17 protein-coding genes and 3 tRNA genes are annotated in these 19456 nt (G+C 55.8%); 7 read left to right on the top strand and 13 right to left on the bottom strand.

Features of this window, described 5'->3' with window-relative positions; genetic code table 11:
* Positions 1 to 2 precede the first annotated feature (2 nt).
* Positions 3 to 449 (top strand): DUF1249 domain-containing protein, encoded by a 447-nt coding sequence (locus NP603_RS04095; protein ID WP_256609656.1) that lies wholly within the window; start codon positions 3 to 5, stop codon positions 447 to 449.
* Here NP603_RS04095 and recQ read toward each other — a convergent pair.
* Positions 446 to 2581 (bottom strand): DNA helicase RecQ, encoded by a 2136-nt coding sequence (gene recQ / locus NP603_RS04090; protein ID WP_256609655.1) that lies wholly within the window; start codon positions 2579 to 2581, stop codon positions 446 to 448. The two genes, NP603_RS04095 and recQ, sit on opposite strands and share 4 nt — an antisense overlap.
* On the opposite strand from recQ, the gene NP603_RS04085 reads away from it, so the two are divergent.
* The 4 genes from NP603_RS04085 to NP603_RS04070 are packed head-to-tail and all read left to right on the top strand — an operon-like array spanning position 2580 to position 5867.
* Entirely contained in the window at positions 2580 to 2864 is a 285-nt protein-coding gene (locus NP603_RS04085; RefSeq protein WP_256609654.1) for a hypothetical protein, read from the top strand. The two genes, recQ and NP603_RS04085, sit on opposite strands and share 2 nt — an antisense overlap.
* Positions 2827 to 4413, top strand: coding sequence for a glutamate--cysteine ligase (gshA, locus tag NP603_RS04080; protein ID WP_256609653.1), 1587 nt, complete (start codon positions 2827 to 2829; stop codon positions 4411 to 4413). The genes NP603_RS04085 and gshA overlap by 38 nt, the downstream gene beginning before the upstream one ends.
* A 3-nt stretch (positions 4414 to 4416) precedes the next feature.
* The gene (locus tag NP603_RS04075) at positions 4417 to 5139 is read left to right on the top strand and encodes a phosphoadenylyl-sulfate reductase (protein ID WP_256609652.1); all 723 of its coding nucleotides are present in this window, start codon (positions 4417 to 4419) and stop codon (positions 5137 to 5139) included.
* Between the two features lie 44 nt (positions 5140 to 5183).
* Positions 5184 to 5867 (top strand): DUF4336 domain-containing protein, encoded by a 684-nt coding sequence (locus tag NP603_RS04070; protein WP_256609651.1) that lies wholly within the window; start codon positions 5184 to 5186, stop codon positions 5865 to 5867.
* Positions 5868 to 6045: 178 nt separating this feature from the next.
* On the opposite strand, the gene NP603_RS04065 is transcribed toward NP603_RS04070, so the two are convergent.
* The 5 genes from NP603_RS04065 to NP603_RS04045 form a co-directional block, all read right to left on the bottom strand.
* Positions 6046 to 6121: transfer RNA gene (locus NP603_RS04065), tRNA-Glu, on the bottom strand.
* 70 nt (positions 6122 to 6191) lie between these two features.
* Positions 6192 to 6267, bottom strand: a tRNA-Glu gene (locus tag NP603_RS04060).
* Positions 6268 to 6287: 20 nt separating this feature from the next.
* Positions 6288 to 6363, bottom strand: a tRNA-Ala gene (locus NP603_RS04055).
* Positions 6364 to 6413: 50 nt separating this feature from the next.
* A complete protein-coding gene (gene gltX, locus NP603_RS04050; RefSeq protein WP_256609650.1) occupies positions 6414 to 7811 on the bottom strand; it encodes a glutamate--tRNA ligase in 1398 nt (465 codons plus the stop codon).
* A gap of 7 nt (positions 7812 to 7818) precedes the next feature.
* A complete protein-coding gene (locus NP603_RS04045; RefSeq protein ID WP_256609649.1) occupies positions 7819 to 8262 on the bottom strand; it encodes a tetratricopeptide repeat protein in 444 nt (147 codons plus the stop codon).
* Positions 8263 to 8431: 169 nt separating this feature from the next.
* Here NP603_RS04045 and NP603_RS04040 point away from each other — a divergent pair, with 169 nt between their 5' ends.
* Both NP603_RS04040 and NP603_RS04035 read left to right on the top strand, forming a co-directional pair.
* Positions 8432 to 9616 carry an OmpA family protein gene (locus NP603_RS04040; RefSeq protein ID WP_256609648.1) on the top strand — a complete coding sequence of 395 codons (1185 nt, stop codon included), beginning with the start codon at positions 8432 to 8434 and terminating at the stop codon, positions 9614 to 9616.
* Between the two features lie 119 nt (positions 9617 to 9735).
* Positions 9736 to 10266 (top strand): hypothetical protein, encoded by a 531-nt coding sequence (locus NP603_RS04035; protein ID WP_256609647.1) that lies wholly within the window; start codon positions 9736 to 9738, stop codon positions 10264 to 10266.
* A 41-nt stretch (positions 10267 to 10307) separates the two neighbouring features.
* Here the strand turns inward: NP603_RS04035 and NP603_RS04030 are convergent, their stop codons facing one another.
* The 7 genes from NP603_RS04030 to bamA all read right to left on the bottom strand — a co-directional run bounded on the left by NP603_RS04030 (position 10308) and on the right by bamA (position 19401).
* The gene (locus tag NP603_RS04030) at positions 10308 to 10970 is read right to left on the bottom strand and encodes a retropepsin-like aspartic protease family protein (RefSeq protein WP_256609646.1); all 663 of its coding nucleotides are present in this window, start codon (positions 10968 to 10970) and stop codon (positions 10308 to 10310) included.
* Between the two features lie 137 nt (positions 10971 to 11107).
* A complete protein-coding gene (gene dnaE, locus NP603_RS04025; RefSeq protein ID WP_256609645.1) occupies positions 11108 to 14596 on the bottom strand; it encodes a DNA polymerase III subunit alpha in 3489 nt (1162 codons plus the stop codon).
* A gap of 4 nt (positions 14597 to 14600) precedes the next feature.
* Complete coding sequence (rnhB, locus tag NP603_RS04020; protein ID WP_256609644.1) at positions 14601 to 15191, bottom strand: ribonuclease HII; 591 nt, start codon at positions 15189 to 15191, stop codon at positions 14601 to 14603.
* Positions 15166 to 15936 (bottom strand): acyl-ACP--UDP-N-acetylglucosamine O-acyltransferase, encoded by a 771-nt coding sequence (gene lpxA, locus NP603_RS04015; protein ID WP_256609643.1) that lies wholly within the window; start codon positions 15934 to 15936, stop codon positions 15166 to 15168. Before lpxA ends, rnhB begins: the two co-directional genes overlap by 26 nt.
* Positions 15937 to 16380, bottom strand: coding sequence for a 3-hydroxyacyl-ACP dehydratase FabZ (fabZ, locus tag NP603_RS04010; RefSeq protein WP_256609642.1), 444 nt, complete (start codon positions 16378 to 16380; stop codon positions 15937 to 15939).
* 107 nt (positions 16381 to 16487) lie between these two features.
* On the bottom strand, positions 16488 to 16988 hold the full coding sequence (locus NP603_RS04005; RefSeq protein ID WP_256609641.1) for an OmpH/Skp family outer membrane protein: 501 nt from the start codon (positions 16986 to 16988) through the stop codon (positions 16488 to 16490).
* A 79-nt stretch (positions 16989 to 17067) separates the two neighbouring features.
* A complete protein-coding gene (gene bamA, locus NP603_RS04000; protein ID WP_371928751.1) occupies positions 17068 to 19401 on the bottom strand; it encodes an outer membrane protein assembly factor BamA in 2334 nt (777 codons plus the stop codon).
* Positions 19402 to 19456: the final 55 nt, after the last annotated feature.

The raw sequence follows: 19456 nt of genomic DNA, 5'->3' as shown, positions 1-19456 counted from the left end.
GCATGAGCCTGGTGCAACCGGTCAATACCTCGTTCTGCCTGGAAAAGCTGTGCGAATCCAATTACCAGAAATTGTTCAAGTTAATTCCGAACTTGCGTTCCTTCGATAAATCCGCGATCGGCCTGACCCAGAACAAGCCCGCCTTATATTTGGACGTGCTGGAACGCAATCCCTACACCTTGACCATAGAATTGACCCACTGCTTCAATCAACAGCGCTCGGAACTGGTGGTGCCGGCGGTCAGAATCCGTATTTACCTCGACGCTCAATTGGCGGAAGTGATCCGCGACAACGATCGGCCAAACGTCGATCAGGTTTATCAGGATCGGGGCAATCTGGTGGAAATCCGCGATTACAAGTGGCGCTTGAACTACTTTCTGCAGAAATGGCTAGACCATTGCCTGAAAACCGAATACCGCTTCCAACTGGCGGAGGCAGTTCAAGCCTAGGCCGTCTGGCGCTGTAACGCGGCGCGGACGCAGCGCAATATGCCGTAGCTATAGGCCCCGGCCAACCGTTCGTAAACCGGCTTCAACGCATTGCGTTGCTCATCCGGCAGTTCCAGTAAAGCGGCCTCGATGTCGGACAGTTCCGCCGGCGACAGGGCTAACACGTCACCTACCTCCACCAAACCGGACTCCAGGGCTTTGGCCATATGGTTGTAAACCGTATCCTCGGTCAAGCTCCGCTGCCGCGCCACCTGCTCCACGCTATAGCCCAAGCGAAACAAATCCAGGCTCTCGGTGACGGTATCGGAGCGGGAACCGGGCTCCGCCGCGGTATCGAACTCGGCCAACACTGCCAGAAACTCGTCGCCGTACAATTCCAGCTTGCGCTGGCCGATGCCGGAAATCAGCCCCAACTGCTGGTGGTTGTGCGGCCGGGACTCCACCATCGCCATTAACGTCGCGTCGTGAAAGATCACATAGGGCGGCACGTCCTGCTCGTCGGCCAACTGTTTGCGCTTGGCCCGCAACGCGTCCCACAGGGCCGTGTCCGCCGCGCCGCCCGGCTGGCGTTTTTCGTATTTCTCCCGGCGGGTTTTGGCGCTTTGCACATCCTTGCGCAGCATCAAGGTTTGCTCGCCGCGCAGCACCGGCCGGCAGGCGTCGGCCAGACGCAAACTGCCGTGGCCTTCGAAGTCGATCTCTACCAACGATTTGGCCACCAGTTGCCGGAATACCGAGCGCCAGCGTTTTTCATCGAGCGCCTTGCCGATGCCGAAGGTCGACTGCCGGTCATGGCCGAATTGCTTGATGCGTTCGTCGTCCTTGCCGAGCAAGACGTCGATCAAATAGGTCACGCCGAAGCGCTGACCGGTGCGGTAGATACAAGATAAGGCCTGCTGCGCGGCGAGACTGCCGTCCCAGGTCGCGACCGGCTCCAGGCAGGTATCGCAATTGCCGCAGCCATGTTCCAGCACATCGCCGAAATAGCCGAGCAAGGCCTGGCGCCGGCAACTGACCGTTTCGCATAAGGCCAGCATCGCATCGAGTTTGTGCAGCTCCACTCGTTTATGCGCCGCGTCGGCGTTGGATGCGCCCAACATTTGCCGCAAAGTCAATACGTCCTGCAAACCATAGGCCATCCAGGCATTGGCCGGCAGGCCGTCGCGGCCGGCGCGGCCGGTTTCCTGGTAATAAGCCTCGACGCTCTTCGGCAAATCCAGATGAGCGACGAAACGCACGTTCGGTTTGTCGATGCCCATACCAAAGGCGATGGTGGCGACGATGATCAGGCCGTCCTCCATCAAAAATTGGTGTTGGTTTTTCTGGCGTTGCTGGTGATCCATGCCGGCGTGATAAGGCAACGCCCGCAGGCCCTTTTGGTTGAGCCAGTCAGCGGTTTCTTCAACTTTTTTGCGCGACAGGCAATAAACGATGCCGGTATCGCCGGGATGCTCGCTGCGGATAAAACTCAGCAATTGTTGGCGGGCATTATCCTTCTGCACGATCCGGTAGCGGATATTGGGCCGGTCGAAACCGCTGACGAAGACTTGGGCTTGTTCCAGTGCCAAGCGGCTAATAATTTCCTGGCGGGTTCGCTCGTCGGCGGTTGCGGTCAGCGCGATCCGTGGCACCGTCGGAAACTGCTGGTGCAACACCGACAATTGCAAATAATCGGCGCGGAAATCGTGGCCCCATTGCGATACGCAATGCGCCTCGTCGATCGCGAACAAGGCAATTTTGCAGCGGGCAAACAGAGCTTGGGTCCGGGGATTGGAGAGCCGTTCCGGCGCGATATACAACAGATCCAAATCGCCGTTCTGCAATCGCTGTTCGATGTCGCGCACTTGCTCCAAAGACAGAGTGGAATTGAGGTATGCCGCTCTGACGCCGAGTTGGTGCAAGGCGCTGACCTGGTCTTGCATCAAGGCAATCAGCGGCGAGATGACGATGCCGACTCCGTCCATCACCAACGCCGGAATCTGGTAACACAAGGATTTGCCGCCGCCGGTCGGCATCAGCACCAATACGTCGCGACCGGCAATCAGTTGTTCGATGATGGCTTGCTGCTGGCCACGAAAACTGTCGTAGCCAAATACGTTACGCAGTGTGTCGAGCGCTCGATTCTGGGTCATGAACTGGGTGTTGGGCGTTGTCGCCGAAAATGCGCGATACCGGTCAAACGGCTATTACACCACATCTGTAGCGACAGGACATCGGCACGGAGGCTCGCGCTCAGCTAGTCCGGAAATCTGGCTTGAGATCGGCGGCGTTGCCTCACTGCTGGTAACGTCGCTATCGCCCGATTTCAATAAACCGAGCGCCAACCCTTATAATGGCCCGCTAACCCAAGACGCCATGGGCGCCAACCTTTTCTTCTATGATTATTACTTACTGCCGACTACCCGACCGTCTTAAATATCTGATCGACCGCGACCAGCAATACCTGTTAAAGCAGGGTCTGAAAGGCATCGAGAAAGAAAGTCTGCGCATCACCGAACAGGGCCTGATCGCACAAACGCCTCACCCGCGCGCCTTGGGTTCCGCCTTGACCCACCCGCACATCACCACCGATTATTCGGAAGCGCTGCTGGAGTTCATCACGCCGCCGTTCCCAGACATAAAACAAACGCTGCATTTCATGCATCAAATCCACCAATTCGTTTACCCGCATCTGGGCGACGAAATGTTGCTGGCCACCAGCATGCCGTGCGGTATCGACGGCGATCTGAGCATTCCGATCGCCCAATACGGCACCTCGAACATCGGCAAGATGAAACACATCTACCGCAAGGGCTTGTGGCACCGTTACGGCCGCACCATGCAGGCGATCGCCGGCATTCATTTCAATTATTCGGTACCGGAAGCGTTGTGGCCGGCACTGCACGGTTACGACGGCGGCGACTTGGCGCTGGAAGACTTTATTTCCAAATCGTATTTCGGCTTGATTCGCAACTTCCACCGCCAAGGCTGGCTGATTTTGTACCTGTTCGGCGCATCGCCGGCCATCTGCAAGACTTTTTTCAAGAGCCGGCCGCAGTTGATGCAACAATTTAAGGAATTCGACGACCACACCGTGTACCACCCCTACGCGACGTCGCTACGGATGAGCGACATCGGCTACAAGAGCAAGAACCAGGCGGGCTTGAAAATCGACTACAACTCGCTGGAAGGCTACGTGCAAAGCCTGAGCGCGGCGATCAATACCCCATACCCGGAATACGAAGCGATCGGTGTCAAGGTCGACGGCGAGTATCAACAGCTCAATACCAACATTCTGCAAATCGAAAACGAGTTTTACAGCACCATGCGGCCGAAACAGATCGCCAAATCCGGCGAGAAACCGACTTTGGCCTTGAAGCGACGCGGCGTGTTGTATGTGGAAATGCGTTCGCTGGACCTTAACCTGTTGAATCCGATCGGTATCGATGAGAGCACGGCCCGCTTCATCGAAGCATTCTTGCTGTACTGCCTGTTGCACGATAGCCCGCCGCAAGGGCCGGACGAATTTCAGATCAACAACAGCAACCAGTTGCTGGTCGCCAACCAGGGCCGCCAGCCCGGATTGGAACTGAACCGCAACGGCACGCCGATCACACTGCAAAACTGGGCGCACGATATACTCTGCGCGATGCAACCGATCTGCGCGGTACTCGATCGCGGCAGTCTTGACCGTCCATACCAGTTAGCCTTACAGCAGCAACTCGCCGTGGTCGATAATCCGGCGTTGACACCGTCGGCGCGCATTCTGGCCTGCATGCGCGAGAACGGCCAGGAGTTCGGCTGCTTTGCCAGCAACACCTCGGCCTTGCACAAACATTATTTCAACGCCGAACCGTTGGATGCCGACAGCCAACGCCAATTCGAAGAGCTGGCCGCCAGCTCGCTGCAGAAACAAGCCGAAATCGAAGCCGGCGACAAACTCGACTTCGACGAATTTTTATCCCGCTACTTCGCCCAGAACTAATTTATGACCACATTCGATCTGAACACCGCCCAAACCGAACTGCAAGGCAAAAATCCGCGCACCATTCTGAAAGCGGCGCTGAACCATTTCGATAACATCGCCATTTCTTTCAGTGGCGCCGAGGATGTGGTGTTGATCGATATGGCACTGAACATCCGGAAAGACATTCAGGTGTTTTCTTTAGATACCGGCCGCCTGCATCCGGAAACCTACCGCTTCATCGAAAAAGTGCGCAAGCATTACGGCATCGCCATCGATATTTTGAGCCCCGACCGCGAACAGCTGGATGCCTTCGTTAAAGAAAAAGGCCTGTTCAGTTTTTACGAAGACGGCCACCAACAATGTTGCGGGATCCGGAAAGTCGAACCGTTGCGCCGAAAGCTGGCCACGCTGGACGCCTGGATCACCGGCCAACGCAAGGACCAAAGCCTGGACACCCGCGGCGACGTTCCGGAAGTGCAGCTCGACGCCGGCTTCTCCGGCCCGGGGAAACAACTGATTAAATTCAATCCGCTGCTGAACTGGTCGTCAGCTCAGGTCTGGGATTACATCGAAGCATACCGGGTACCCTACAACGACTTGCACCAGCACGGCTACATCAGCATCGGTTGCGAGCCTTGCACCCGGCCGGTGCTGCCCAACCAACACGAACGCGCCGGGCGCTGGTGGTGGGAAGACAGCGCGAAAAAGGAATGCGGGCTGCACGGCGGCAATGTCAAACAATAGACTGTTGCCGATGGTTCTACCCGCTTGCGAATGAGGATAACGGTATGGCGCTAGAAACAATCGTTCCCGGCCAAATCTGGCACGCCCAACAAACCTTGACGTTCGGCATATTCGACATCCGTAGCCGGGCCAGTTTTGTCAAACTGGCCGACGGCGTGATTTGGGTGCATTCGCCAATTCAGCCGTCGCCCGAATTGGTTCGGGAAATCAACGAGATCGGTCCGGTAAAATATGTGGTTGCGCCGAACAGAAGCCATCATTTGTTTTTCTTGCCTTTTTTGCAGGCCTTCCCCGATGCCCAGGGCTTCATCGCTCCCGGTTTGACTGAAAAGCGCCCGGACTTGCAAAATTATCCCCTTTTACCGGCGGCGGAGAACGCGCCGTGGACGGCGGAATTGGAAAGTCTGTTCATCGAAGGACTACCTGTTATCAACGAGACCGTTTGGTTTCATAAGGAGAGCGGCACGCTGATTTTAACCGATCTGTTGTTTTGCTTCGGTAGCGAGAACAGCTTAGCGGCGCGCGTTGCCGCCTGGGTACTCGGTGTCTACCGCCGTCTGGCAATGTCGCGGACCATGAAACAGTTGGTGCGAGACAAGGCTGCGCTGGCACGCTGCGCCGACCGGATTCTCGCTTGGGATGTTCGCCAAGTCGTGCTGGCGCACGACCAAATCATTCGGACAGACGCCAAACGACAGCTCGCAGAAGCGTTTAGGCACTTAGCTTAGGGCGTTATAGAGCCGTCGACAGGAGCAACCATCGGAATACGCAAACACGATAATCTCAGGACCGTTGCTCTAACGCATCAAATAGCCGCGAATGCAACAACTTTGGCCCAGCTATACTACCGAGTAGCGCACCGAACAAGAAGAAAGCAAACGTTGCTGCCGGAAAAACAAGAGTGATTGGCGTCCCCACGGGGGTTCGAACCCCGGTTACCGCCGTGAAAGGGCGGTGTCCTAGGCCACTAGACGATGGGGACACAGGACTTTTTGCAGAAATTCTGCCTATTTTGATTTGCAGCTGTCGATAGCTACTGGCTTTAGCCAGATTGGCGTCCCCACGGGGGTTCGAACCCCGGTTACCGCCGTGAAAGGGCGGTGTCCTAGGCCGCTAGACGATGGGGACTTAGGACTAAATCAACTATTTGGTGGAGCCAAGGAGGATCGAACTCCTGACCTCTTGCATGCCATGCAAGCGCTCTCCCAGCTGAGCTATGGCCCCGTAGTTGAGTCCTCGTATTATACGGATATTTAGGGCCTTGTCCAGAAAATTTATAATTTTTTTATAAACTCGATCGCCCGATCCAACCGATTCAAGGTTTTTTCGCGCCCGAGCAACTTCAAGGTCACGTCGATGGCCGGCGACACGCTGCCGCCGCACACCGCTACCCGCAACGGCTGCGCGACTTTGCCCAGGTTTAGTTGCAACCGCTCTGCACTATCTAGCACAACCTGATGCAGCGCTTCGGTCTCCCAGCCTTCCAGCGCACTGAATTGATCGCGCAAGTGCTGCAAAACGGCATCGACGCCAGCCTTGAAATTCTTCTTCACGGCCTTGTCGTCGTATTCGTCAAACTCACGGTAGAAATAGACGCTGTCGTTGGCCATGTCCACCAAAGTCTTGCAACGTTCGCGCTGGGCTTTCACCACCTCGCTCAGCGCCGGGCCGCAGGCCGGATCGATGCCGCGCTCGCCCATGTGCCAGGCCAAATGCCGGGCCACATGCGCCGGGTCGGAGTTCATAATGTATTGATGATTCAACCAAACCAGTTTGTCGGTATTGAAGGTGGACGCCGAGACATTGACTTTCTCAAGTTCGAACAAGGCGATCATTTCGTCGATCGAAAACAACTCCTGATCGCCGTGCGACCAGCCCAATCGGACCAGATAATTCAACAAGGCTTCCGGCAGATAACCGTCGTTGCGGTATTGCATGACACTGACCGCGCCATGGCGTTTGGACAGACGCGCACCGTCCGGCCCCAGAATCATCGGTACATGGGCATAAATCGGCAATTGCGCGCCGAGGGCTTGCAAGATATTGATCTGCCGCGGCGTATTATTGACATGGTCGTCGCCGCGGATGACATGCGTGACGCCCATATCCATATCGTCGACCACGACGGTCAAATTGTAGGTCGGCGTGCCGTCGGAACGGGCGATGATCAAATCGTCCAATTCTTTGTTGGCGACGACGATACGGCCTTTCACCAGATCGTTTATGACCACCTCGCCGCTCTCCGGATTTTTGAAGCGCACCACCGGCTCCCCGCGCGGATCGGACACGCCATGGCGGCATTTACCGTTGTAACGCGGCTTTTCCTTGTTGGCCATTTGCTGCTCGCGTAACGCATCGAGTTCCTCACGGCTGCAGTAGCAATAGTAGGCGTCGCCTTGGTCGAGCAGTTGCTGAATCACTGCTTTATAACGGTCGAAACGCTGGGTTTGGTAAAACGGGCCTTCGTCGTACTCCAAACCCAACCAGGTCATGCCCTCCAGAATCGCGTTGACCGATTCCTGGCTCGAGCGCTCCAGATCGGTATCCTCAATCCGCAAAATAAAACGACCGCCGTGCTTACGGGCATACAACCATGAAAACAATGCGGTTCTGGCGCCACCGACATGGAGGTAGCCGGTGGGACTCGGAGCAAATCGGGTTCTTATACTCATTATCGGATTATCGGGTAGTTAAAAATTTCTTGGCGTACTCGCCGGGAATAGAGCGCGATGCGCTCAGCCGCATCGCCTGGTAGTTGAATTGCACGCTGCCCTTGGCGGCATCGTTTTTGCCCAAAATAGCCAAAGAAGTGCCATGGCCCTGGGCCGCAGCCTTTTCGTACCATTGGGTTGCTTTGTCGCGGTCGCTGGTAACGCCCAAACCGCGATCGTACATCGCCGCAAGCGCGACTTGAGCATCGACCAAACCTTGATTGGCTGCCTTTTCCATCCAATGCGCGGCTTGTTGCTCGTCCTTCAGCTCGCCGTCCCGACCCAGCAGCAAACGCGATGCCAGTTTGGCTTGAGCCAAAGCGTTGCCTTGTTCGGCCGCCTGTCTTATGTCGTCGGCGAAGGCCGGATTGATCTGCACCAATAGCAGACACAGCACTAGCAAGTTACGCATCGAATACCCCCTGGAAAAAATCAACGGCACGGCCAAACCGCTATTATTTCACGGCGCTTGGCCCATTTGAATGAACTATATGAAAATAAGGGATTGATGTTAGACTTTGCCCATCAAGGCAATCACTCCAGCCTTGCCGCCCAAGAATAACAACCAGGAGAACTAAGATATGAAAACAAACCTAATGATTACGGCCGCTGCTCTGGCCGGAGCGGTATTATCAGGCTGCGCTACCCAGTCGAGCAATAACTTCCCGCCGTTCCAGGCCGAAGATCTGAACGCGTTGGTCAAATCGGGCAGACTGGTACAAAAAACCAACAGTTTCCTGGTGGTGAACGACTCTTCCTCATCCATGAGCCGAATTTACCTCAATTCCCAGGATTACAGCGGCACCAAGCTGGATGTCGAAAAAGCTCTGCTGAACAAATTCAACAAATCGATTCCGTCGATTCCATTGATGTCCGGCTTGCGCAGCTTCGGTTACGGCCCCTGCCTGAACTGGAGCGCCACCAAACTAAACCAGCCGGTGCAAAACTACACCCAAGCCGGCTTCGACAGCGCAATCACCTCTTTGCAATGCTCCAGCGGCGGTACGCCGTTAGCCGATGCGCTGCAAGAATCCAGCCACGATTTGGCTAACGCCTCCGGCAATATCGCGATGATCGTATTGAGCGACGGCATCGAGGAAAGCTCTCCGGCTCCGACCGCCGAAGCCCTGAAAGCCCAATACGGCGACCGGCTGTGCATATACACGGTTTGGGTCGGCAATGACCAAGACGCCGCCGGCCAAGCCGTACTGCAAAGCATCGCCGATGCGTCCGGTTGCGGTTTCTCGACTACCGCCGACGCGATCAGCACTCCGCGCGGCATGAGCGACTTCGTCAAAAACGTTTTCTTCAAAGCCGGTACGCCTGTCGCCGATTGCTCTAAGCTGGACGATGACAAAGACGGCGTCAACAACTGCGCCGACAAATGCGCCGATACGCCGAAGGGAGCCATTGTCGATAAAAACGGCTGCTGGGCATTCCGCGGCCTACTGTTCGATTTCGACAAAGCCGACATCAAATCCAAATACAGCCCGTTGATCCAAAATGCGGTGGAAGTGATGAAATTGAACCCCGGTTTGACCGTCGAAATTCAAGGCCACACCGACAGCTACGGCACCGACGCCTACAATGAAAAACTGTCGCAACGCCGTGCCGATGCGGTCAGAAACGAGCTGATTAAACAAGGCGTTGACGGCAAACGCCTGACTGCCGTCGGCTTCGGCGAATCCAAACCGGTGGAAAGCAACGATACCGACGAAGGTCGCGCTTACAACCGCCGCGTCGAGTACAAACGCACCGACCGCTAACTGCTGCCTTAGCGTGTAGTCCAAGAAGGGAGGCTCAGGCCTCCCTTTTTTGTGTCAAGCGGCGACGCAACTTGACCGGCGAGTTCACGCAGACGGGCGAAGCCAACCAGGAGCAAAGTATGAAATACATCATCAAGCAAATCGGCGAAGACTTTATCTTCGATGAACTGGAAGCCGCGCGCCGGCAATTTATCGGGTCGTTGAACTATTCGATGGAAAGCGCGAAATTCGTGTTCGATAAAAACGCCAAAGACCCGCTCGATTTTTACATTGCCTACGATTTCCAGCAGAAAGACGGCGAACCGGTGGTGTACGGCTTTAATTTGCGCGACGAGTTGCTCAAGGCCTTCAAGCTGGACACCGACAAGTACCACAATTCCAAATTATTGTTGAGCATTGGCCAACACCTGAAATCGCTAGCCGACGAACTGGCAGAACGCTACGATCCGGAGCCGCCCAAAACCATTGCGGAAGAAATCGGCAAACAACAGGACGCCTACGCCAAAAGCGTCAACCGCTCTTACCGCGAGGTATTGCGGGAGGCGAAGGCCAAGGACGCAGCGGAACGCCAAACCGCCGGCAATTCCGATCCCGGCCGCCAGGACCGCCACCTCTGGCAAACCCTGATGTTAAAAGGCCGCTTTAGATAAAGGCACTAGCCAGGGCAACCGTCGACGCCGGCTGAAAACGGTCAATTGCCGAACCTGGTCACGCAATGGTTGCTTGCGTCGCATTCCACGGACTTGGTGATCGGATTCGGCGACACGTAATCCATCGATTGCGGTTTGTTATTAGCATCCGCCCCCGGTTCCGGCGGCACCGCTACCTGATCTTCCAAATGATTTTGTTTGATCAGTTGCCGATTCAGATGCAAGGTCAGCGTATCGCCCGATTGGGTCATTTTGAAGAATCGCAGCGTATTCATCCCCAACAATATTTCGCTCAGGTGTTGGTTCAAAACCGCTTCGATGTTCCTCAGCTCGGCATTGCCGATTCTAAGGCTGTCTATGGCCGTCAGTTTGTCGAAGGTTCTGCCGCCGGCCGTGGCCGTATCGACTTGCCTGCCGAACGGCAGGCGCGCCTGTAAAGCGAACTTCATCGGTATCACTGTCAAGGTCGCTCCGGTGTCGATCAGGAACGGCAACTCCGTACCGTTAATCGATAATTTTCCGCGAAAATGGCCGCTGTCATCGGCGCGCAGAGTAATACCGCCTGGCAGATCGCCTTTGCCGGCTTCCGGCCGCCGATTTTCTGCGGCTGCAGCGTCGTCGGCCCGGACGGAGAAAACAGACAATAACAGCATCAAGTAAGCGGCACCGGCTATACCGCGGATAAAACCCATCGAATCAGCCATGTTCCCTCCCTCAAAAATTCGGCCGGGGGTTTGGCTGCCCCGCCCGGCAGGTTGGAGCAGCCTAGCACTATCCGGGCAAATTCCAAATATTCGATGGCTTCGGCTACCTGAGAGGGCGGTTGCCAGAACCGCTCCGATCAATAGCGGACCGAGACCCGATCTGCACTAAACAGTCGGCGCAGACGAATCAACAGTTCGTCAGCCGGGCGCACCCGCCATTCGTCGCCTAATTTCAGCGCGGCCTTGTCGTCCGCAGTACGGTATTCCAGTTCGACCGGGCATTGCCCGCCGCGGAACGGCAACAGCGTGTCGCGCAAACGCGCCAGCCAGTCGCCAGGCAATTCGGCGTTCGCGACATCGATTTGCAGCGTTATGCTTCGGGCAAATATCTCGCGCGCCTCTTCCATGCCGTACAGTTTCTCAGCGGTCATGCGTAGACTGTTGGTAAAGTCGTCCATGGCCAGCGAGCCTTCCGCAATCAAAATCGTATCCTTGCTCAACAGATTCCGATATTTATCGAAAATGCCGCTGAACGCCGCGACTTCCAGCCGGCCGGTACGATCATCCAGCGTAGCGAAGCCCATCATCTTGCCCTGCTTGGTCTGGCGGGTGCGCATTTCCACGATCAAACCGGCGACGCGGGCCTCCATCTTGCCGCGAGTGCGGCCGGCATCCACTTCCAGACTGCCCAGCGTGCCATGGGTAATGTGCTTCAGCTCCGGCAGGTATTCGGCAATCGGATGGCCGGACAAGAACAAACCCAGGGTTTGTTTCTCGGCTTCCAGCTTTTCCTTTTCGGTCCACGGTTCGACAACTGTGGCGTAAGCATCGGCCTCGTTGTCGCTTTCCTCGACTTCCACGCCCAGCCCGAACAAGTCGTTCTGCCCGGCCAGCGCCATCTTGCCATGCTGCTCGGCGACGCGTAGCGCGGTAGTCAACTCGGCCATGTGCGCGGCACGGTTAGGGTCGATCGAATCCAACGCGCCGGCCTTGATCAACGCCTCTAAAACCCGACGGTTGACCTTGCGCAGATCGACCCGCTTGCACAGGTCGTATAAGCCGGAATACGGCCCGTTAGCTTTGCGCTCCTTCAGCAAGTCGTCGATCGCGTTTTCGCCGACGCCCTTGATCGCGCCGATACCATAGACGATCTGACCGTTATCGTTAACCGTAAAACGGAAGTCGGACAAATTGATATCGGGCGGACAGATTTGCAGTTTCATCTCCCGGCATTCTTCAATCAACACCACGACCTTATCGGTGTTGTCCATGTCCGACGACATCACCGCTGCCATGAAGGCGGCCGGGTAATGCGCTTTCAGCCAGGCGGTCTGGTAGGCGACCAGCGCGTAAGCTGCCGAGTGCGACTTGTTGAAACCGTAGCCGGCAAACTTTTCCATCAAATCGAAGATGTAGGTCGCAATGCTCTCGTCGATCTGGTTCTTGATCGCGCCCTCGGTGAATTTGGCGCGTTCCTTGGCCATTTCTTCCGGCTTTTTCTTACCCATCGCCCGGCGCAGCATGTCGGCGCCACCCAGGGTATAGCTGGCCATTTCGCGGGCGATTTGCATCACCTGCTCCTGGTACAAAATCACGCCGTTGGTCGGCTTGAGAATGGGCTCCAGCAGCGGATGGGCATACTCGGCCTTGGCGCCGTGCTTGACGTTGATGTAGTCGTCAACCATGCCCGACTCCAGTGGGCCGGGTCGGAACAGCGCCACCAGCGCGATGATGTCGTCGAAGCAATCCGGCTTCAGTTTTTTAATCAATGCCTTCATGCCGCTGGATTCGAGCTGGAACACCGCCGTGGTCTGGGCGTTCTTCAGCAATTCGTAGCTGGCCAAATCGTCGCGCGGAATCTGGGCAATGTCGATCGGCGGCTCGCCTTTCTCGGCGCGCTGGCGATTGATGGTCTGTAGCGCCCAGTCGATGATGGTCAGCGTCCGCAAGCCCAGGAAGTCGAACTTGACCAAACCCACCGCCTCGACGTCGTCCTTGTCGAATTGGGTCACCAGGTTGCCGCCGCCCTGCTCGCAATACAGCGGCGAGAAGTCGGTGAGCTTGGTCGGCGCGATCACCACGCCACCGGCGTGCTTGCCGGCGTTGCGGGAAATCCCTTCCAGGGCGCGGGCCATGTCGATCAGCTGTTTGACTTCCTCTTCGCTGTCGTACAAATCCTTCAACTCGGCGCTTTCCTGCAAAGCCTTGTCCAAGGTCATACCGATTTCGAACGGTATTAATTTCGCCAGTCGGTCGACAAAGCCGTAGGCATGGCCCATCACCCGGCCGACGTCGCGGATTACGGCCTTGGCAGCCATCGAACCGTAGGTGATGATCTGCGAGACATGGTCGCGACCGTAATGGCGGGCGACGTAATCGATTACCTCATCGCGGCGTTCCATGCAGAAGTCGATATCGAAGTCCGGCATCGACACCCGTTCCGGATTCAGGAAGCGTTCGAACAGCAGATCGAACTCGATCGGATCGAGGTCGGTGATCTTCAAGGCGTACGCCACCAACGAGCCGGCGCCGGAACCCCGACCCGGCCCGACCGGAATATCGTTATTCTTGGCCCACTGGATAAAGTCGGCAACGATCATAAAGTAGCCGGGGAAACCCATCTGCACGATCACGTTCAGCTCGATTTCCAGACGTTCGTCGTAGACCTTGCGGTTTTCCTCGAACGTACCCTTGCCGACCGGAGCATGCTGTTGCAGACGTTCTTCCAGACCTTCGCGCGAGGCTTGCTTGAAATAGTCGGCCAGCGTCATGCCTTCCGGCACCTCGAAATCCGGCAGAAAATTCTCGCCCAAACGCAATTCGACGGTACAACGTTTGGCGATTTCGACGCTGTTTTGCAAAGCTTCCGGAATATCGGCGAACAGCTTGGCCATTTCTTCGGCGCTACGCAGATACTGCTGATTGGTATAGTCTTTCGGCCGCCGGCTATCGTCCAGCACCCGGCCTTGGTGAATGCAAACCCTTACTTCATGGGCTTCGAAGTCGCTTGGGTTCAAAAAACGCACATCGTTGGTGGCGACGACGGGCAAGTCCATTTCGGCCGCCAACTCCACCGCCAGACCGATATAGCGTTCCTCGTCCGGCTTGCCGACGCGTTGCAATTCCAGATAAAAACAATCAGGGAACAAACCGCTCCAAAACTCGGCGCAGGCGCGGGCCTGAGCGCGATTCTCCACGAGCAGCGCGGCACCGATATCGCCCTGCATCGCCCCGGACAACGCGATCAAGCCATCGTGGTTTTCGGCAATCCAATCTTTCTGCAGCATCGGAATGCCCTGGTGTTGGCCCTCCTGGTAACCGCGGGAAACCAACTCGGTCAGCGTCACGTAACCCGGCTGATTGCGGGCCAGCAAGGTCAAGCGATGCGGTACAGTCGGTTCCTCGGGGTTATAAATCCAGACATCGGCTCCGGCTATCGGTTTGATGCCGGCGCCTTGCGCGGCCTTGTAGAATTTGACCAGCGAGAACAGATTGCACTGTTCGGTGATTGCCGCAGCCGGCATTTGAAATTCGCCGAGCTTTTTCACCAGTGGCTTGATCCGGACGATGCCGTCGACCAGCGAAAACTCGGTATGGATACGCAGATGGACAAAGCTCGGATTCATCGGCTTAGAGAAATTTTTTCACCGGAGCATAGGAGCGGCGGTGTTGCGGCGAGACGCCCAGTTGCGCCAATGCGGCCAAGTGGGCTTGGGTGGGATAACCTTTGTGGCCGGCAAAATGGTAACCCGGGTATAGACGATCCAGTAGCGCCATTTCGCTGTCGCGAGCGACCTTGGCCAGAATCGAGGCAGCGGAGATTTCGGCGATCAGCGCGTCGCCGCCGACGACGGCTTCGCCGGGACACGTTATGCCGGGCAGGCGATTGCCGTCGACTTTGATGTAATCGGGCTTGATCGGCAATTGGGCATAGGCACGCCGCATCGCGACAAAGGTCGCTTGCAGGATATTGATGGCGTCGATTTCGCTGGCTTCGGCCCGGCCGATCGCCCAGGCCAAAGCCTTGGCCTTGATCTCTTCGGCCAATACGGTACGGCGTTTCTCACTGAGCTTTTTCGAGTCGGTCAATCCGGCAATCGGCTTGTCCGGATCCAGAATGACCGCCGCGGCGATGACCGGGCCGACGATACAGCCACGCCCTACTTCGTCGATGCCGGCGACCAGTAGCGGGGAGCTAGCGGAGGATGCCGCGCGTGACATTGCGCAAGAAACTGACCATATTGGAAAGTTCGTTGCTTTCGCCGGCCATGCCTTCCATTTCTTCGATCGCGTCTTCCAGGCGCAGATTGCTTTTGTACAGGATTTTGTAGGCTTGGCGAATCTGGCGGATCACTTCCGGAGACTTGCCGTTACGCTCCATGCCGACCGAATTGATGCCGTGAGGACGGGTCGGCCGACCGCCTACCATCACGTAAGGCGGGATATCCTGGGTAATCGCACTACCCATCGCCGAGAAGCTGTATTCGCCGATCTGGGTAAACTGGTGCACCAGAGTGAATCCGCCAAGAATGGCGTGGTCGCCCAGGTGAACGTGGCCGGCGATCGATGCGCCGTTGGCCATGATGACGTGGTCGCCGATCACGCAATCGTGGGCAACATGGGTATAGGCCATAAATAAGTTATCGCTACCGATCAAGGTCAAGCCTTGATCCTGTTGCGTACCGCGGTGCATCGTGCAGAATTCGCGGATCACGTTGCGATCGCCGATTTCCAGCCGGGTGATTTCGTCGGCGTACTTCTTGTCTTGCGGATCCTCACCGATCGACGAGAACTGGTAAACCCTGTTGTCGCGACCAATCGCGGTCGGCCCTTTGATCACGACGTGCGGCCCGATCTCGGTACCGGCATCGATTTGTACGTCGGGGCCGATCACGGTGAACGGGCCGACGCGAACGTCTTCGGCCAAATCGGCCTTCGGATGGACTATCGCTCTGGCATCGATCATTTACGCCACCGATACTGCACACATGATCTGCGCGCTGGCCGCCAATTCGCCATCGACTTCGGCCCGACAATCGAACGACCACAGATGGCGTTTATGTTTCAGGTAAGTCACGCTCAGGCGCAACTGATCGCCCGGCACCACTTGCCGCTTGAAGCGGGCATTATCGATTCCGGCCAAGTAATAGACGGCGCCCTCGCCCAACTTGTCGTCGCTTTGCGAGGTCAGTAACGCCGTGGCTTGAGCTAGCGCTTCCATGATTAATACGCCGGGCATGATCGGTTGATTGGGAAAATGCCCCTGGAAGAACGGTTCGTTGAAAGTGACGTTTTTAACTGCCGTCAAACTGACGCCGGGCTCGCATTCGACCACTTTGTCCACCAATAGAAACGGATAACGATGCGGCAATAATTTCTGTATTTGCAGAATATCGAGTGTTCCGGCCATAACGATTAGATGAAGAGAGGTGGACTGGAAAGCCTGGGAGACTCAAGCCTTCCTTAAAAAACTGAACGGCGGCTTTCCAGCTTTTCCGCAGGAAAACCGCGAAGAACTTACTGCGACAGAGTTTCCAGCTTTTGTTGGACCCGGCTGGTGACGTCGATTTGGTCGTTGGCATAAATCACGCCGTCGGTCAGTAACAAATCGAAAGACTCTTCTTTGGCCAGCGCTCTGACGGCCTCGACGATGCGTTTTTGCAGATTGCCCAACTCTTCGTTACGGCGCATGTTGAAATCTTCGCTGAACTCCTGCTGGGCTCTGGCGGCATCACGTTTTTTATCCAGTACGTCCTTTTCCAGTCTGCGGCGCTCGTCTTCGCTCATTACGGCGCTGTCGCGGCTCAACTTTTCTTCCAGGGTTTTAATTTCTTTTTGCTGGGCAACCAACGCTTTGTCCCGGGGTGAAAATTCGGTTTCCAGGCGAGTTTTTGCTTTTGCCGCTTGCGGGGCTTTCTCTAAAACCTTGGCGACATTGACAAAGCCGATTTTCAGCTCTGCATGGCCCACTCCCGCGAAAATCATCAGCATTAAAAACAACGAAATTCTATTTTTCATGGTTAAAACCATCTCCGGTCAATTGTGAATTAAGACAAAACGCAGCGGCGATTATAGGGCAAAACCGGCCTGAACTGAACTAAAATCCGGAACCGAAAGTAAACTGAAAGGCCTGAGTCCGGTCGGTATCTTCGGTATTCATCGGCTGGGCGACACTAACGGCCAAGGCACCGAACGGCGACAGCCATTCGCCGCTCAAACCGACCGAATAACGGAAGTATTTCTTCAAATCGCCGGTATTCAGCCCCGGGGCCAAGGTACCGGCGTCGATAAACGAGCCGATCCGAACCGACTTGACGTCGCTCAAGAACGGTACCGGGAAAAACAGCTCGGCCTTACCGATCATTTTGGTGGACCCGCCCACCGGCCGTCGGAAAGTATTGGTCGGGTTCAAGGCATTGGTATCGATAATGCCGAGCGTGTTCTGCATGAAGCCGCGTACGTCGTTGGTACCGCCGGCGAAATAGTTTTCGAAAAACGGCAGTCCGGATGCGCCGCCGTAACTGTCGCCGTGCGCAACTTCGCCCAGCAAGCGGAAGGTAAAGTCGTTGGACAGCGGGAAATAGTGCTGGTGTTTGTAGCCGATCTTGAAATATTCCAAATCGCTGCCCGGCACAGTGATCAAACCGGACAACCGTTGCTGGCCACCGCTATGGGCGAAGGTAGCCCGGTCCAGCGTATCGTGGGTCCAGCCCATCGACGTCGACAAGGTATTGAAACTTTTCGAGCGGGTTACCAGCGGATCACCTTGATTGAATCCCAAAAACTTCAAAATCGTGTCCGACGACAACGTCGTATTCTCGATTTCGGTCCGCTTCAATTCGACGTCGAAACCGATCCGGTCGAATTCGTTCAACGGAATGCCGAAATTGACGCCGGCATTGGTGATGTTGGTGTTGTAACTGGCCAGGTTGGCGGCGTAAGCGTTGCGCGAGGTATAGCCCAGATTATAGCCGAGCGCCACGCCGTCCAGCGTGTAGTACGGGTCGGTAAAGCCCAGGTTGTAACGGGTCAAGATGCTGCTGTTGTTGAAGGCGAAATCGACGCGCTTGCCGGTACCGAAAATATTGTCCTGCGACACGTTGGCGTTGAAGATGATGCCTTGCACCTGCGAATAACCGATACCGGCCTGCAAGTTACCGGAAGCTTTTTCCTTGATCGTGTAATTGACGTCGATCTGATCGGCGGCACCGACCACCGGCGGGGTTTCGACGCCGACCTCTTCGAAATATCCCAAACGGTCCAGACGGGTTTTGGTACGCTCGATCTTGCTGCTGGCTGCCCAGCTCGACTCCATCTGCCGAGCTTCGCGGCGGATAACCTCGTCGCGGGTCTTGGTGTTGCCCTTGATATTGATGCGTCGGACGTAGACCCGCTTACCCGGGTCGACGAAAAACGTCATCGCCACGGTTTTGTTTTGTTCGTTGATCTCCGGCACCATGTTGACGTTGGCAAAGGTATAGCCTTCATCGCCCAGCCGATCGGAAATCGCTTTGGAGGTTTCAGTTGCGTTCTTGCGCGAGAAAATTTCGCCGGGACCGACCTTGACCAGTTTGATCAACTCTTCCGGGGGCACGATCAAATCGCCCGACAACTTGACCTTGTCCAGCATGTACACGTCGCCTTCCTTGACGTTGATCGTAATGTAAATTTCCTTCTTGTCGGCCGTGATGTCGACCTGGGTGGATTCGATCGAAAAATTGATATAGCCGCGGTCCAGGTAATAAGAGCGCAGCTTTTCCAAGTCGGCGGAAAGCTTTTGTTTCGAATATTGGTCGTCTTTCGAATAAAACGACAGGAAGTTGGTCGTGCTTAATTCGAATTCCTTGCGCAGCACGTCGTTGGAAAACGATTTGCTGCCGACGATATTGATCTGCTTGATCTTGGCGACCCGGCCTTCGGAAATGTCGATGTGGATGCCGACCCGGTTACGGGTCAGTTCGGTGACTTCGGTCTTGATTTTCAGCCCGTACTTACCATGGCTGAAATATTGGCGGCGTAGTTCCTGCTCGACTTTGTCCAGAATTTGCTTGTTGTAGACTTTACCTTCCGCTAAGCCGATCTTCTTCAAGGCCTCGGTCAGATCTTCCTTCTTGATGTCCTTGTTGCCTTCGATCACTACTTTGGCGACGGAGGGCCGCTCGACAACGCTGACGATTAAGGTCCCACCGTCGCGTTCCAGTGCAATATCCTTGAAAAAACCGGTATTGAACAACGCCCGGATCGCCTGGGCCTGTTTATCTTCGGTGAAGGTTTCGCCGACGTTGACCGGCAAATAGTTATAGACGGTACCGGCTGAAATCCGTTGCAAACCCTTGACCTTGATATCCTCGACTACGAAACTGCTCGCCTGGACAGCTTTGCCGGTCAGCATGCTTAATAACAGGATTTGCAAAAGCGGGTTTTTCTTCACGCAGTCAACCAGGATCGATAAATGCCTCGATTGTAACATGCTGTTTTGCTATTCC

The organism is Methylomonas aurea (assembly GCF_024505045.1).
Taxonomy (GTDB): domain Bacteria; phylum Pseudomonadota; class Gammaproteobacteria; order Methylococcales; family Methylomonadaceae; genus Methylomonas; species Methylomonas aurea.
The sequence above is the reverse complement of the archived record's forward strand: the minus strand, read 5'-3'. Positions and strand labels throughout refer to the sequence as shown.